At 73.0% G+C, this 13,725-nt stretch carries 15 protein-coding genes and 1 tRNA gene; 7 read left to right on the top strand and 9 right to left on the bottom strand.

Going from position 1 to position 13,725, the window contains the following annotated elements:
* Nucleotides 1-24: 24 nt before the first annotated feature.
* Nucleotides 25-1,401, bottom strand: coding sequence for a hypothetical protein (locus tag ACWCV3_RS13870; RefSeq protein ID WP_451222767.1), 1,377 nt, complete (start codon nucleotides 1,399-1,401; stop codon nucleotides 25-27).
* A gap of 171 nt (nucleotides 1,402-1,572) precedes the next feature.
* Here ACWCV3_RS13870 and ACWCV3_RS13875 point away from each other — a divergent pair.
* Nucleotides 1,573-1,644: transfer RNA gene (locus tag ACWCV3_RS13875), tRNA-Val, on the top strand.
* 69 nt (nucleotides 1,645-1,713) lie between these two features.
* On the opposite strand, the gene ACWCV3_RS13880 is transcribed toward ACWCV3_RS13875, so the two are convergent.
* Entirely contained in the window at nucleotides 1,714-1,953 is a 240-nt protein-coding gene (locus tag ACWCV3_RS13880) for a DUF2277 domain-containing protein (RefSeq protein ID WP_451222769.1), read from the bottom strand.
* Between the two features lie 94 nt (nucleotides 1,954-2,047).
* On the opposite strand from ACWCV3_RS13880, the gene ACWCV3_RS13885 reads away from it, so the two are divergent.
* Both ACWCV3_RS13885 and ACWCV3_RS13890 read left to right on the top strand, forming a co-directional pair.
* Nucleotides 2,048-2,980, top strand: a complete 933-nt coding sequence (locus ACWCV3_RS13885) for a ketopantoate reductase family protein (RefSeq protein WP_451222771.1) — start codon at nucleotides 2,048-2,050, stop codon at nucleotides 2,978-2,980.
* A gap of 51 nt (nucleotides 2,981-3,031) precedes the next feature.
* Entirely contained in the window at nucleotides 3,032-3,361 is a 330-nt protein-coding gene (locus ACWCV3_RS13890; protein ID WP_451222773.1) for a hypothetical protein, read from the top strand.
* A gap of 51 nt (nucleotides 3,362-3,412) precedes the next feature.
* Here the strand turns inward: ACWCV3_RS13890 and ACWCV3_RS13895 are convergent, their stop codons facing one another.
* The 3 genes from ACWCV3_RS13895 to ACWCV3_RS13905 all read right to left on the bottom strand — a co-directional run bounded on the left by ACWCV3_RS13895 (nucleotide 3,413) and on the right by ACWCV3_RS13905 (nucleotide 5,814).
* The gene (locus ACWCV3_RS13895; protein ID WP_451222775.1) at nucleotides 3,413-4,030 is read right to left on the bottom strand and encodes a DedA family protein; all 618 of its coding nucleotides are present in this window, start codon (nucleotides 4,028-4,030) and stop codon (nucleotides 3,413-3,415) included.
* Nucleotides 4,031-4,499: 469 nt separating this feature from the next.
* Nucleotides 4,500-4,958, bottom strand: a complete 459-nt coding sequence (locus ACWCV3_RS13900) for a DoxX family protein (protein ID WP_451222777.1) — start codon at nucleotides 4,956-4,958, stop codon at nucleotides 4,500-4,502.
* 202 nt (nucleotides 4,959-5,160) lie between these two features.
* Nucleotides 5,161-5,814, bottom strand: coding sequence for an HNH endonuclease family protein (locus tag ACWCV3_RS13905; protein ID WP_451222779.1), 654 nt, complete (start codon nucleotides 5,812-5,814; stop codon nucleotides 5,161-5,163).
* Nucleotides 5,815-6,200: 386 nt separating this feature from the next.
* Between ACWCV3_RS13905 and ACWCV3_RS13910 the strand changes: the two genes are divergently transcribed.
* The 3 genes from ACWCV3_RS13910 to ACWCV3_RS13920 all read left to right on the top strand — a co-directional run bounded on the left by ACWCV3_RS13910 (nucleotide 6,201) and on the right by ACWCV3_RS13920 (nucleotide 9,938).
* Nucleotides 6,201-6,782, top strand: coding sequence for a TMEM165/GDT1 family protein (locus tag ACWCV3_RS13910; protein ID WP_451222781.1), 582 nt, complete (start codon nucleotides 6,201-6,203; stop codon nucleotides 6,780-6,782).
* A 361-nt stretch (nucleotides 6,783-7,143) separates the two neighbouring features.
* A complete protein-coding gene (locus ACWCV3_RS13915) occupies nucleotides 7,144-7,806 on the top strand; it encodes an HAD-IA family hydrolase (RefSeq protein WP_451222783.1) in 663 nt (220 codons plus the stop codon).
* A gap of 101 nt (nucleotides 7,807-7,907) precedes the next feature.
* Nucleotides 7,908-9,938, top strand: a complete 2,031-nt coding sequence (locus ACWCV3_RS13920) for a DHA2 family efflux MFS transporter permease subunit (RefSeq protein WP_451222785.1) — start codon at nucleotides 7,908-7,910, stop codon at nucleotides 9,936-9,938.
* Here the strand turns inward: ACWCV3_RS13920 and ACWCV3_RS13925 are convergent.
* The gene (locus tag ACWCV3_RS13925) at nucleotides 9,880-10,425 is read right to left on the bottom strand and encodes a GNAT family N-acetyltransferase (protein WP_451222787.1); all 546 of its coding nucleotides are present in this window, start codon (nucleotides 10,423-10,425) and stop codon (nucleotides 9,880-9,882) included. The two genes, ACWCV3_RS13920 and ACWCV3_RS13925, sit on opposite strands and share 59 nt — an antisense overlap.
* A 44-nt stretch (nucleotides 10,426-10,469) precedes the next feature.
* The gene (locus tag ACWCV3_RS13930) at nucleotides 10,470-10,880 is read right to left on the bottom strand and encodes a DnaJ family domain-containing protein (protein WP_451222789.1); all 411 of its coding nucleotides are present in this window, start codon (nucleotides 10,878-10,880) and stop codon (nucleotides 10,470-10,472) included.
* Nucleotides 10,881-10,978: 98 nt separating this feature from the next.
* Between ACWCV3_RS13930 and ACWCV3_RS13935 the strand changes: the two genes are divergently transcribed.
* Nucleotides 10,979-11,371 (top strand): hypothetical protein, encoded by a 393-nt coding sequence (locus ACWCV3_RS13935; protein WP_451222791.1) that lies wholly within the window; start codon nucleotides 10,979-10,981, stop codon nucleotides 11,369-11,371.
* A 76-nt stretch (nucleotides 11,372-11,447) separates the two neighbouring features.
* On the opposite strand, the gene ACWCV3_RS13940 is transcribed toward ACWCV3_RS13935, so the two are convergent.
* Nucleotides 11,448-12,119 (bottom strand): O-methyltransferase, encoded by a 672-nt coding sequence (locus tag ACWCV3_RS13940; RefSeq protein WP_451222793.1) that lies wholly within the window; start codon nucleotides 12,117-12,119, stop codon nucleotides 11,448-11,450.
* Between the two features lie 130 nt (nucleotides 12,120-12,249).
* The gene (gene proP / locus ACWCV3_RS13945) at nucleotides 12,250-13,626 is read right to left on the bottom strand and encodes a glycine betaine/L-proline transporter ProP (RefSeq protein WP_451222795.1); all 1,377 of its coding nucleotides are present in this window, start codon (nucleotides 13,624-13,626) and stop codon (nucleotides 12,250-12,252) included.
* Nucleotides 13,627-13,725 lie beyond the last annotated feature (99 nt).

Consider the following 13,725-nt stretch of genomic DNA (forward strand, 5'->3'; position numbering starts at 1 on the left):
CAACAGGGACGCCGCCGGCCGGGCTCACCGCGCGGGGCCGCCGCGCTCCTCCCGGATCCGGGCGACCACCCGGGCGACCGTGTCGCGTACCGCCTCGGTCTCGGTGAGGAAGTGCCAGTAGTCGGGGTGCCGGCCGCTGTCCAGCGCGGCGACCGCGCGGTCCAGCCGGTCCACCGCCTCGTCCAGCGGACGGGCGTGCCGGGGGTCGGGCGCCGTACGGCCGGTCATGGCGAGCCGCTGGGCGTCCCGGAGCGCGAACCGGGTCCGCTCGATCTCCTGCCGGGGGTCCTTCTGCACGGCGTTCAGCCGGATCAGCCGGTCTCCGGCGGCCGACACGGCCTCGTCCGTCGTGTTCAGCAGGGCCCGTACGGTCGAGAGCAGGGAGGTGGCGTCCGGCCAGCGCTGGGCCTCCCGCGCGGCACGGGCCTCGGACAGTTTGCGCTCGGCCTGGCGGACGTTCTCGGCGGCCTGCTCGGGCACGTGCTGGAGGTCCTGCCAGCAGGCGGCCGCGAACCGGCGCCGCAGTTCGCTCAGCACCGGCTCGATCTGGCCGCTGCGGGTGGTCAGGGCCTGGGCGCGGGTGCCGAGGCTGACCAGGCGGCGGTCGATCTCGGCGGCGCGCTCCGGCAGCCGCTCGGCCTCGGCCCGGATCGCCCCGGCCTCCCGCTGCACCCGCTCGGCCCGCTCCAGCGTGGCCGCGACACCGTGCTGTCCGGCGCCCTGGTTCAGCCGGGTCAGCTCGGGGGAGAGGGCGGCGAGGCGGGCGGCCAGATCGTCGGCGCTCAGCCGCTTCCCGCGCACGGCGTCCAGGGCGTTGCTAGCGCCGAGCAAGGCCTGCCGGGCGCGCTCCACGGCGGGCGCGAGCCGGGCGAGCCTGGTCTCGGCGCTGTCGAGGAGGGGGCCGAGGGAACTGGAGAAACGGTCCAGCTCACCCTTGACCCGGACCAGCTCGTCCTTGGCCGCGGTCAGCTCGGTGCGGGCCCGGTCGGCGGTGGCCGCGTCGAGGTCGTCGCGGTCGAGGTCCTGGGCGTCGACGGCCTGGATGTACCTCTGGCTCGCCTCGTCTATGCGCCGGCCGAGCGCCTCGAAGCCGGCCACGGCGCGGCGGGCCGCGGGGGAGTCGTCGACGGCGGAGATGGTCTCGATGGAGATGCGCAGGTCGCGCTGGGCGGTGTCCAGCTCGTAGAACGCGGCCGCCGCGGCGTCCTTCGCCGCCTGCGCCCCGGCCCGCTGGCTCTCGGCCCGGCCGCCGAACCAGCGCCGGGTACCACCGCCGGTGAACGCGGCGGCCAGCGTGAGCGCGGCCAGCACGGGCAGGCCCAGCAGGGCGAGGACGTCGCGCACGGGGGACGGCGGGTGCGGGTGGGTCTGCGCTGCTGACGTGCCCGGTGTCGCCGTCACATCCCTCTCCCGTGCTGCGGTTGGCCCTGGGTGGTGTTCATTGTCCCACCCGCTCAGGACGAAGACACGGCCCGGTCAGTTCACTCCCGCCCGCCCCTCCTGCAGGGTTTGCGGGGCACCGCCCGAGGCAAGGTAGGCTGTCCACTCGTCCCGGCTCCGTGCCCGGGCCAGGGGTGCGTAGCTCAGGGGTAGAGCGCCTGCCTTACAAGCAGGATGTCGGCGGTTCGAAACCGTCCGCGCCCACAGTGAGAACGAGCGGGCCAAAGGCTTGCGACGGCCCTCCGGGAGTGTCCGGGGGGCCGTTTTCCGCGTTCACCCGCCGGCCGGCTCCTCTCTCGCAGGCCGCCCCCGCACCTCCAGGCTGCCCAGCAGTTCCGCCGTGGCCCGCGTGACGGCGTCCACGGCGCGGTCGAACGCCTCCCGGTTGTGGGCGGCGGGGGCACGGAAGCCCGAGACCTTGCGTACGTACTGCAGCGCGGCGGCGCGGATGTCGTCCTCGGTGGCCTCACCGGGCAACACGGGCGGCCGCAACGTCTTGATGCTTCGGCACATGTCCCAAGTCTCCTCCGCCGGGGCCCCGGGTGGACGATGATCTGCGGCAGGCGGCCACCGGATGTCGGGGCCGACCGCTGGAGAGGACACGTCCATGACGAACGCCCCCACGGTGGCGGTACTCGGCCCCGGCGGCGTCGGCGGACTGCTCGCCGCCCTGCTGTCCCGGTCCGGGCACCGGGTGATCTGCCTGGCGCGGGACGGCACGGTTCAGGCGCTGCGCCGGAACGGCATCCAGGTGCACAGCGGGCGGTTCGGGGACTTCCACGCGGCCGTGGAGGCGGACACCGAGCTGCGCGAGCCGGTCGGCGCCTGCCTGATCACCGTCAAGCACACCACGCTGGACGCGGCCCTCACCCGCGTGCCGCCCGCCGTGCTCGGTGACGCCCTGGTGGTGCCGCTGCTGAACGGCCTCGAACACCCCGCCTCGCTGCGCAGGCGGTACGCGCCCGGGCTGGTCGCCCCCGCGACGATCCGGGTGGAGTCCACCCGCGTCCAGGCCGGGGACGGGGAGGGCGTGGTGATCGAACACGGCAGCCCCTTCGCCGAGGTCGACCTCGCGGGCGCGGCGGCGGTACGGCCCCGCCTCGACGCCCTGGCCTCGGCCCTCACGGCGGCCGGCGCGACGGCGCGCGTGGTGGACGACGAGACGGCGGCCCTCTGGGCCAAGATGGCGTTCCTGGCCCCGTTCGCCCTGCTCACGACGCGGTACGGGGTGCCGATCGGCGAGGCCCGTACGCGGTACCGCTCTCAGCTGGAGGCCCTGGTCGCCGAGACGGCGGAGGTCGGCCGCGCCTGCGGCGCCCCGACCGACCCGGTCGGCTCCCTCGCCCGCTACGACCTGTTCCCGGCGGCCGCGAGGTCCTCGATGCAGCGGGACGCGGAGGCGGGCCGGGCCCTTGAACTCGACGCGATCGGAGGGGCGTTGCTGCGCGCGGCGGAGCGGCACGGGGTGGCCGTGCCGGTGACGGCGCGGTTGGTGAAGGAGCTGAGCGGCGCCGGCCGCCGAGGCCACTCGTTCGAATGAACTGCCCGGCGAAGCTCGCCACCAAAAATCGAACAGGCGTACCATTGCCGTGTGTCTGCGTCCCATGAATTCCCCAGTGACCTGCTCGCCGGGCAGGAGGAGCTGCATCAGATCAGGGCCGAGCTGTCGGCCCTGCTCAAGCGGCTGCCCTGGTCGGTCGAGCCGCTGGACGGCTTCACCGACGACACCGGCTGGCGCAGGATCGAACGCCCCGCGTCCCCCGGCTGGACCGCCGACGAGCAGGCCGAGGTGGAGAAACTCCGCCGCCGCGAACACGAACTGGCCGTCTTCGTCACGGGCCACCGCCACTGGACCGAGGTGGCGGCACCCGACCGCGTCCGGGCCCGTGCCGAGCTGAAGCACGCGCACGAGCGGGAGTAGCTCCGGCCCGGGCACGGCTCCGCGGGCGGCGCCGTGCCGGGGAACGCGGGTTCAGGACTCCGCGGGCCGCCGGCGCATCAGATAGGCCGCAGCGGCGCCCGTCCCGGTGAGGGCGGCGATCGAGACGGCCGTGGCCAGCCAGGCCGTGCCGAGCCAGCGGGTGCCGTAGTAGCCGAGAGCGGCGCTGTAGGCGGCCCAGGAGAGGCCGGCCAGGGCGGACCAGGGGACGAAGTCGCGGGCGCGGCGGTGGGCGGCGCCCGCGCAGAAGGAGACGACCGAGCGGCCGGCGGGGGCGAAGCGGGCGAGGACGACCAGGGCGCCGCCGCCGCGCGAGAGCGCCTCACCGAGACGTTCCTGCGCCTTGGTCAGGCGCCGGGAGCGGGCGATGGCCCGGTCCAGCCGCTCGCCGCCGCGCCAGGCCAGCCGGTACGCGACCAGGTCGCCCAGCACGGAGGCCGTCGTCGCCAGCAGGATCAGTACCAGGACGTCCGGCACGTCGTGCGGGACCTGTCCGGCCGCCGCACCCGTACCGGCCGCCGCCGCGGTGGCCGCCGCGACGACCAGGACGCCGCTCGGCAGTACCGGCAGGAAGACGTCGAGCAGGACCGAGACGACCACCACGGCGTAGATCCATGGTCCGGCCGCAAGCGACCCCACGCTCTCCAGCACGATTACTCCCCGTCGTTCCCCCGAATACAGCCGTACAGCGTACGCCTGGCCGGTGGCAGGAGGTTCATGGGGGGATCAAGTGATCATCACAACATGTTCACGGCGGCCGGGTCGCAACGCCCCGTACGCCGCCTTTCACCCGTGCGGCACGCGCACGGGGCGGCCGGAACCCCTGTCCCGCCGTACCGAGGCCCGCCTCGACTTCACCACCGACGCCCGGGGCCGGGGTGCCGCGAGCGACCGGAACGGCCGGGGGCTGCGGCGCGGCGAGGCCGCCTCGGTGGTGATCCAGGACCGACCGGGCGACGGCGCGACCCGCGTCGCGTGCTCCGCGGTGCCTTTCGGCCGGGTGACGGGGCAGGCGGCCCGGCGCGGGTGCGCGGGCGGCACGCGGACTCCTCGCGCATCCGCCCGCGCTGCCGCGGGAGCGTCGCCCCGGGCATCCGGGTGCCGCTCGTGAGGCGGTCCCTCAGGCCGCTATCGGCTCCCGCGCCCGCTCACCCTCCTCGGGCGCGGCCGCCCGCCGGGACGCCACCACCCGGTCCAGGCCGAACGCACCCGACCCCGTGAAGACCAGCAGGAGGAAGGCCCAGCAGAACAGGACCGGCAGTTCGCCGCCGTTCTGGATGGGCCAGAGGGCAGCCTGCTGGTGGACGTCGAAGTAGGCGAACGCCATGGAGCCGGAGGCGATGAGGGCGGCGCCGCGGGTCCCGAGGCCCAGGAGGACCAGGGCGCCGGCGGCGAGCTGGATGACCGCCGCGTACCACCCCGGCCAGGTGCCCGCGGCGATCGTGCCGCCGTGGGTGCCCGCGGCGCCGCCGAGGACGCCGAAGAGCGAGGCGGCGCCGTGCGCGGTGAACAGCAGGCCGATGACGATGCGGAAGAGCCCGAGCGCGTAGGGCTGGGCGGCGTCGAGACGAGCGGACATGTGGGGGAGGTCTCCTCTTTCGGGGCCGGACGTGGGGCGGCGGGTGCCGAGTGAGAGCCCAGGTTAGGTATGCCTCACTCTTACTTGCAAGTTCAACATTCAGGCATGGCCGGAAAACGGCGACGGCCCGCCCCGGCCGGGAGGCCGGGACGAGCCGTGCGCGGGGAGCCGCCGACGCGGAGCCGTGGAGGCCGGGTCGCCGTCAGCAGCCCGAGAGGTAGTTCGTCAGCGCGCTCTTCTCCGCCGAGTCCACGGAGAGGTTGTAGTAGTACTTCACCTGCACCCACGCCCGGACGTACGTGCACCGGTACGACGTGAGGCTCGGCATCCAGGTCGCCGGGTCCTGGTCGCTCTTGGCCTGGTTCACGTTGTCCGTGACCGCGAGGAGCTGCGGCCGGGTGACGTCGTTGGCGAAGCCCTGCCGCTGCGCCGTCGTCCACTTGCTCGCGCCGGAGTCCCACGCCTCGGCCAGCGGCACGAGGTGGTCGATGTCGACGTCGGAGGCCGCACTCCAGGTCGCGCCGTCGTACGGGGAGTACCAGCTGCCGCCGGTCGCCACGCAGGCGGAGTCGGTGGTGACGTTCGTGCCGTCGCGCTTGAGTATGTACTCGCGGGTGTTGCAGGTGCCGCTGATCGTGATCCAGGTCGGGAACAGGTCCCGGCTGTAGCCGGTGCGGTTCTCGGTGGCCACGGTGAGCTGCGAGAGGTAGCTCCGGGCGGTGGCGCCGCTGACCGGGGTGGGGAGGGCGGCCGAGGCGCTGGGCGAGTTGAACAGGGCGGCGGAGGCGAGCAGGCCGGTGGCGGCGGCGACGACTCCGAGTCGTCGACGCGCGTAGAACCGGGACGATCGGGACATGCGGAACATCTGAACTCCCTTGTGGGGTAGGGGTGTTGAGCGCACGAGCAGGGGAATGCTCGTCGGGCGGAGTTGCGGTGGGGTGAGCGCCCGGTAAGAAGCTAGTGACGCGTCCATGACACGACAAGGTTCACGACGGAACTTTCACGTCCCGTACGATGGGCGGTGCAGAAGGGGAGTAGCTCTTCGCCGGACCGTCGACATACTGCTCAGCGAGCCTGAGCCGGCGCCCGGAGGCGGAATCCCGTGGGACCCGCCAGCGAGACCTTCGGCAAGCAGTGCACGCCCGTGCCCCAAGGCGCGGGTGCCAGTGTGCTGCCGTGCCGAGGTGTCCCACGCGTGGAACGCGCACTCTCGGCGGGGCGGCCCCGACCGATTGAGGAACCTTGATCAGTATTACCGTGACGGCGCTCGTCTTCGGCGTCATCTTCCTCGCCGAACTGCCGGACAAGACCGCGCTCGCCGGCCTCGTCCTCGGCGCCCGGTACCGCGCGTCGTACGTCTTCGCCGGTGTCGCCGCGGCCTTCCTGGTGCACGTCGTGCTCGCCGTCGCGGCGGGCAGCGTACTGACCCTGCTGCCGCAGCAGATCGTGCACGCCCTCACCGGTGTCCTCTTCCTCGGTGGCGCGGCCGTCCTGCTGCTGAAGAAGGACGACGACGAGGAGGAGATCAAGAAGCCCGCCGACCAGTCCTTCTGGAAGGTCGCGGGTACGGGCTTCACGCTCATCCTGGTCGCCGAGTTCGGCGACCTCACCCAGATCATGACCGCCAACCTGGCCGCCCGCTACGACGACCCGCTCTCCGTCGGCCTCGGTGCGGTGCTCGGCCTCTGGGCGGTCGCCGGACTCGGCATCGTCGGTGGAAAGGCCCTGATGAAGCGCGTGCCGCTGCGGCTGATCACCCAGATCGCGGCGCTGCTGATGATCGGCCTCGGCGTGTGGAGCCTGTACGAGGCGATCGCCGGCTAGTGCTGTGACTGGAAGGGTCTGCCGGAAGGCTCGCGGCGTCCGGTGCGGTGCATCGCAAGGCGGAGCATCGCCCGCGTACCGGATGTACCCGGGCGATGCGACAACGCGGCGAGGGGCGGCACCGGCCCCCGCTCCCCGCACGGCCCCTGCGGGACGTCCCCCGGGCTCCTTCTGAAGGCCCTTCCCCGTGGCGTGGTGGCGTGATGCCGTCCGCGTTTTGTACCGTGGAGGAACAAAGTGGCTCCCGCCCGCTTCCCCTGACCGGCGGGCGGGGCCGCCTTGTCCCTCACAGGGGCCCTCACCGGGCGCCCGGTCCCCCCAGGGCCCCTCGACCGGGGCCCTCCCGTCTCCGGAGCTGCCGATGGCCACCGAGCCCGCCGTTCTCACCGCCCGCGCCCTCCTGCTCGACATGGACGGCACCCTCGTCAACTCCGACGCCGTGGTCGAGCGCATCTGGCGGCGCTGGGCCGCCGCCCGGGGGATCGACGGCGACCAGGCGATGAGCGTCGTGCACGGCAGGCAGGGCCACGCCTCCATGGCGCTGCTGCTGCCCGGGCGCCCCGTGGAGGAGAATCTCGCGGACAACGCCCGCATGCTCGCCGAGGAGACCGCCGACATGGACGGCGTGGTCGAGGTCCCCGGCGCGACCGCCTTCCTCGCCGCCCTCAACGGCACCCCGCACGCCCTGGTGACCTCCGCCGACGTGGCCCTCTCCACCGCCCGCATGGCCGCCGCCGGCCTGCCCCTCCCCGAGGTCCGCGTGACCGCCGAGTCGGTCGGCGCCAGCAAGCCCGACCCCGAGGGCTTCCTCAAGGGCGCCGCGGAACTCGGTGTCGATCCCGCCGACTGCGTGGTCTTCGAGGACTCCGGCGCGGGCATCGCGGCGGGCCGCGCGGCCGGGATGCGCGTGGTGGGTGTCGGCCCGCGAGCCGGGCAGCACGGGCCGGACGCGCTGGTGAAGGACCTCACCGAGCTGCGTGTGGAGCACCGGGAGGACGGCACGATCCGCCTTCTCATCGGCTGACCGCCCGCGCAAGCCGGGCCTGGCTCTCCCCGCCCTCGACAGGCCGTGCCCCCCACGACCGCCGAACATGGGAGCAGGCAACCGACGGCTGGGAGGTCTTCATGGCCTTGGACACGCACGGCGCCGCCGAGGAGATACGGCGGGACGGGCACGTGAGCGGAAACGTGCTCGTCTCCATCGGGGCCCTGTTGCTCGGGCTGTTGCTGGCCGCTCTGGACCAGACGATCGTGTCGACGGCGCTGCCGACGATCGTGAGCGATCTGGGCGGCCTGGAGCATCTGTCCTGGGTCGTCACCGCCTACCTGCTGGCGTCCACCGCGGCGACGCCGCTGTGGGGGAAGCTCGGGGACCAGTACGGGCGGAAGCGGCTGTTCCAGCTCGCCGTCGTGATCTTCCTGATCGGGTCCGCGCTGTGCGGCATGGCGCAGGACATGCCGCAGCTCATCGGGTTCCGGGCGTTGCAGGGGCTCGGCGGAGGCGGGCTGATGGTGTTGTCGATGGCGATCGTCGGCGACATCGTCCCGCCCCGGGAACGCGGCCGGTACCAGGGGCTCTTCGGGGCCGTGTTCGGCGCGACCAGCGTGCTCGGGCCGCTGCTCGGCGGGTTGCTCACCGAGCACCTGAGCTGGCGCTGGGTGTTCTACGTCAACCTGCCCGTCGGGATCGTCGCTCTCGTCGTCATCGCCCTCGCCCTGCACATCCCGCGCCGCACCTCCCGGCACACCATCGACTACCTCGGCACCCTGCTGATCGCCTCCGTCGCGACCTGTCTGGTGCTGGTCGCCTCGCTCGGCGGGACGACCTGGCCGTGGGCGTCCGGCCGGATCGTCGGGCTCGCCGTGCTGGGGGTCCTGCTCGCCCTCGCGTTCGTCGCGGTGGAGCGGCGGGCCGCCGAACCGGTGCTGCCGCTGAAGCTGTTCGGCATCCGCACCTTCACCCTCGCCGCCGCGATCAGCTTCATCGTCGGCTTCGCGATGTTCGGCGCGATGACCTACCTGCCGACCTTCCTCCAGGTCGTGCACGGCATCTCGCCCACCATGTCCGGCGTGCACATGCTGCCGATGGTGTTCGGGCTGCTGCTGACCTCCACCGTCTCCGGGCAGATCGTCAGCCGCACCGGCCGCTGGAAGGTGTTCCCGGTCTCGGGCACCGCCGTCACCGCCCTCGGCCTGCTCCTGCTGCACCAGCTCGACGAGCGCAGCTCCACGCCGGAGATGAGCCTGTACTTCTTCGTCCTCGGCCTCGGGCTGGGCCTCGTCCTCCAGGTGCTCGTCCTCATCGTCCAGAACGCGGTGTCCTACGAGGACCTCGGCGTCGCCACCTCCGGCGCGACCTTCTTCCGCTCCATCGGCGCGTCCTTCGGCGTCGCCGTCTTCGGCACCGTCTTCTCGGGCCGCCTCGGCGACAGGCTCGAGGAGGCATTCCGGGGCGTCCGGCTGCCGGCCGGCATCTCGCCCGGCGCGCTGGAGTCCGACCCGCGCGGCATCGGCGCGCTGCCGCCCCCGCTGCGGCCGGCCGCGCTGCACGCCTTCTCCTCGTCCATCACCGACGTCTTCCTCTACGCGGCCCCGGTGGCGTTCCTCGGCTTCGTCCTGGCCTGGTTCCTGAAGGAGGACCGGCTGCGCGGCTCGGTCACCGCGCCGGACGCCTCCGAGACCATCCCGCCCAACCCGGTCCACCGCTCCTCCTACGAGGAGGTGTGCCGCGCGCTGTCCACGCTCGGCACCCGCGAGGGGCGGCGGGAGATCTACGAGGAGATCACCGCGCGCGCCGGGTACGACCTGTTGCCCGCCGCGAGCTGGATGCTGCTGCGCATGCGCAGGTACGGGTCCGTGGAACCGTACGTGCTCGCCGAGCGCGTTCCCGTGCCGCTCGGCACGGTGCTGGCCGCCGCCCGGCAGGTCGAGGAACGGCGGCTCGCCGCGCGCGACGGGCTGGAGCTGACGCTCACCCCGGCCGGCGCGGAGGTCGCCGAGCGGCTGGCGAGGGCCCGCGAGGACTCGCTGTCCGAACTGCTGGGGGACTGGTGGGGCCCCGGACGGCCCACGGACCTGGTGCAGTTGGTGAAGGAACTCACCGCCGAGCTGTGCGGCTCCGAGCGGGAGCAGCCCCAGCTGCGCAAGCCTGGCTGAGGTCCTTGGTGAACCAGTGCTCGGCGTACGGGTCCTCGTTGTGCGCTTCCGTCTCGGTGTAGCCGAGCCGGGCATAGAGGGTGCGGGCCTCCACGAGATCGGTGCGGGTGTCCAGGACCATCCGGGCCGCGCCGAGGTCGCGCGCGGCCTCCTCGGCGGCGTTCACCAGCCGGGCGGCCCCGCCCCGGCCGCGCAGGTGCCCGTACAGGAAGACACGGGTCAGTTCCGCGGTGTCCGGGGCGAGCAGGCGCACGCCGGCCGAGCCGGCCGGTTCACCGGCGTACCGCGCCACCAGCAACTCGCCTGCCGGCGGGGTGAGTTCGGTGCCGGTGTGGGCGGCGATCCCCCGTTCCAGCTCGGCCGGGTCGGTGCGGTGCCCCTCCCGCAGGAGGTACCAGCGGTCGCTGACCTCGGTGTAGTAGGCCCGCCACAGGGCCGCGGCCACCGGGGAGTCGTACGGTTCCGGGGCGATGGTCCACGTCGTCATGCGGGACATCCCAGCGGGGTGCGCCGGGCGCGGGCAAGCGGGTTTCAGGCTCCGGTGCCCTTCAGGCGCCGCCACTCGGCCACGACCTCGTCCACGTCGTACGGCTTCCTGCCCAGCGGCGGACCCGGCGGCGGACGGAACATCATGTCCCGGATCTTGACGTTGACCGCGGTGATGATCTCCCGGACGGCACGCTCCGAGGGCGCCGCGTACGCCGCCGCGAGCGCGTCCTCCGCCTCCTTGCGCAGGGCGAGTGACGGGGGCAGGACGGTCAGGCCCTCGCGGGCCATCTTCCGTTTGACCCACCAGAGTTCGTCGTAGCCGCTCTCCAGTCCGGCGGGCAGGGGCTCGCCGGTGCCGGGCAGACCGTCGAACTCGCCGCGGCGCCGGGCCGCGTCGATCTGGTGGTCGACCCAGGACTCGAACGGGACACCCGGTGGCTTTCGCTCGGTCATGCCCCCCATTGTGCCGGACGTGGACGAGCCGGGCGTTCTATCATGCGGCGGCGGTGCGGCGACCAGGGCCGCGCCAGGAGGCTTCAGGGGGAACACGCGTGCTCGAACTCACCATGGCCGCCGTCTCCAGCGAGGAAGCGGGTGCCACGGCCGGCATGACGATGGCCGAGGCGCCCAGCGAACCGGGCGCCGCGCTCCGCGTGGGCCGCGACGGCGCGGTGTGCCGGCTGGTCACCCCGGAGGACTGGCTCTTCGTCTCCCGCGTCCACCTGGAGTTCCTCTGCGGCCCCGACGGCGGCTGGCAGCTCTCCTGGCTCCGCGGCTCCCAGCCCGACCCCTCCTCCGAGGTCCGCCTCACCGTGGGCGAATACGCCCAGACCGTCCCCTACGGCGGCTCGGTCCGACTCCCCCGGGGAGCCTCCGGCGAGGTCGTCATCCAGGACCGCACGGCTCCCCGCGGTGTGAACGTGGGCTTCTACCACGAGGTGTAGCCGCCGGGCCCACCGGCGGGCCGGCACCCCGTCCGCCGGCGGCGACCGGCGGGCGGGGTGCGCCGCGGGATCCGGGTCAGCCCACTACCCGCGCCAGGGCGAAGCCGTCGTAGCCCTTGCCGCCCACCGTCTGGAGGGCCGTGCCCGTCAGGCGGGGGTGGTCGGCGATCAGGTCGATCGCGGTGCGCGTGCCGGTGACGGCGGGGTCGGTGCTGTCGGGGTCGGCCACCTGGCCGTCGCGGACCACGTTGTCCAGGATGATGAGGCTGCCGGTGCGGGTGAGGCGGAGGGCCCACTCGACGTAGTGCGGGTTGTTCGCCTTGTCGGCGTCGATGAAGACCAGGTCGAAGGGGGCCGGGTTCTCGTCGGCCAGTTGGGGGAGGGACTCCAGGGCCGGGCCGACCCGCACCTCCACCATCCGGTCCAGGCCCGCGCGAGCGATGTTGCGGACGGCCACGTCGGCGTGTTCCGGGCTGTGCTCCAGCGTGACGACGCGCCCGTCCCCGGGGAGGGCGCGGGCCAGCCAGATGGTGCTGTACCCGCCGAGGGTGCCGATCTCCAGCACCGTGCGGGCGCCCTGGATCTGCGCGAGGAGCTGGAGGAACTTGCCCTGGGTGGGGGTCACCGCGATGGACGGCAGCCCGGCCGCGTCCGAGTCGCGCAGCGCGGCCCGCAGGACGTCGTCGTCCGGTGCGAGCCGGCTGGTGAAGTAGAGGTCGACGTCGTCCCACCGCTGCGACTCGCTCATGCGTGTGCTGCCTTTCCCGAGTGTCTGCGCGAAGCCTCTGCCAGGGTCCATGGTGCCCCCCGGAACGACGGAAGTGGGCGCGGGAACCGTGCGTACGGTTCCCGCGCCCACCTCGCCAGGAGAGGGACTCCTACTGCTTCGCCTCCACCGCGGGCGGCGAGCCCGGCAGCGGACGGCCCGCGGACTCGCTCATGCGCCACACCGCGAAGCCACCGATGACGGCGGCCGCCATCATGTAGTACGCGGGCATCATCAGGTTGCCGGTCGCCCCGATCAGCGCGGTGACCACCAGCGGGGTCGTACCGCCGAACAGGGACACCGAGACGTTGAAGCCGATCGACAGCGAGCCGTAGCGGACGCGGGTCGGGAACAGCGCCGGGAGCGCGGCCGGCATGGCGGCGGTGAAGCAGACCAGCAGCAGACCCAGCGCGCCCATGCCGAGCGCGACGGCCAGCAGGCTGCCCTGGCGGATCAGCAGCAGGGCCGGGATCGACAGGAACAGGAAGCCCGCACAGCCGGCGGCGATCACCGGACGGCGGCCGACACGGTCGGTCAGGGCGCCCGCGAACGGCTGGACGATCATCATCAGGGCCATCACACCGAGGACGACCAGCAGACCGTGCGTCTCGTCGTACTTCAGCTCACTGGTGAGGAAGCTCGGCATGTACGACAGCAGCATGTAGTCGGTGACGTTGAAGACCAGCACCAGGCCGACACAGAGCAGCAGCGAGTGCCACTGACCAGCGAGCATCTCGCGCAGCGGCACCTTCGGCCGGCTGTTCTCGGCCTTCTCGACCTCGGCGGCGAACGCCGGGGTCTCCTCCAGCCGCATCCGCAGGTACAGGCCGATGATGCCCATCGGGCCGGCGATCAGGAAGGGGACGCGCCAGCCCCAGGAGAGCAGGTCGTCGGTGGAGAGCAGGGCCGTCATCAGCGTGACCAGGCCCGCGCCGCCGATGTAGCCGGCCAGCGTGCCGAACTCCAGCCAGCTCCCGAGGAAGCCGCGCTTCTTGTCGGGGGCGTACTCGGCGATGAAGGTCGAGGCGCCGGCGTACTCACCGCCGGTGGAGAAGCCCTGCACCAGACGGGCCGCGAGCAGCAGCAGCGGCGCGCCGACGCCGATGGAGGCGTACGACGGGATCAGGCCGATGGCGAACGTGCCCGCCGCCATCATGATCATCGTGACGGCGAGGACCTTCTGGCGGCCCACCCGGTCGCCCAGCGGGCCGAAGACCATACCGCCGAGGGGGCGGACCAGGAAGGCCGCGGCAAAGGCGCCGAACGTCGAGAGGAGCTGTGCAGTCGCGTTCCCGGAAGGGAAGAAGACTTTGCCCAGCGTCACGGCGATGTAGCTGTAGACGCCGAAGTCGAACCACTCCATGGCGTTGCCGAGCGCCGCCGCCTTGACGGCGCGCTTGACGAGCGCGGGGTCGGTGACCGTGGGCTCTGCCTGGGCCTTCGAGGTCCGAAGAGACTTCGGGCGGGGACTGACAGCGGTGGCGGCCAAAACGGAACTCGCCTGCCTTTCGACGGGGACACGGGCAGCGCCGGACGGACGGCGGCGGTGGCGTGCGTCAGGCAGAAATAAGACGATAGGGGAGGTTCG

The sequence above is a fragment of the Streptomyces sp. NPDC001781 genome (assembly GCF_053596035.1).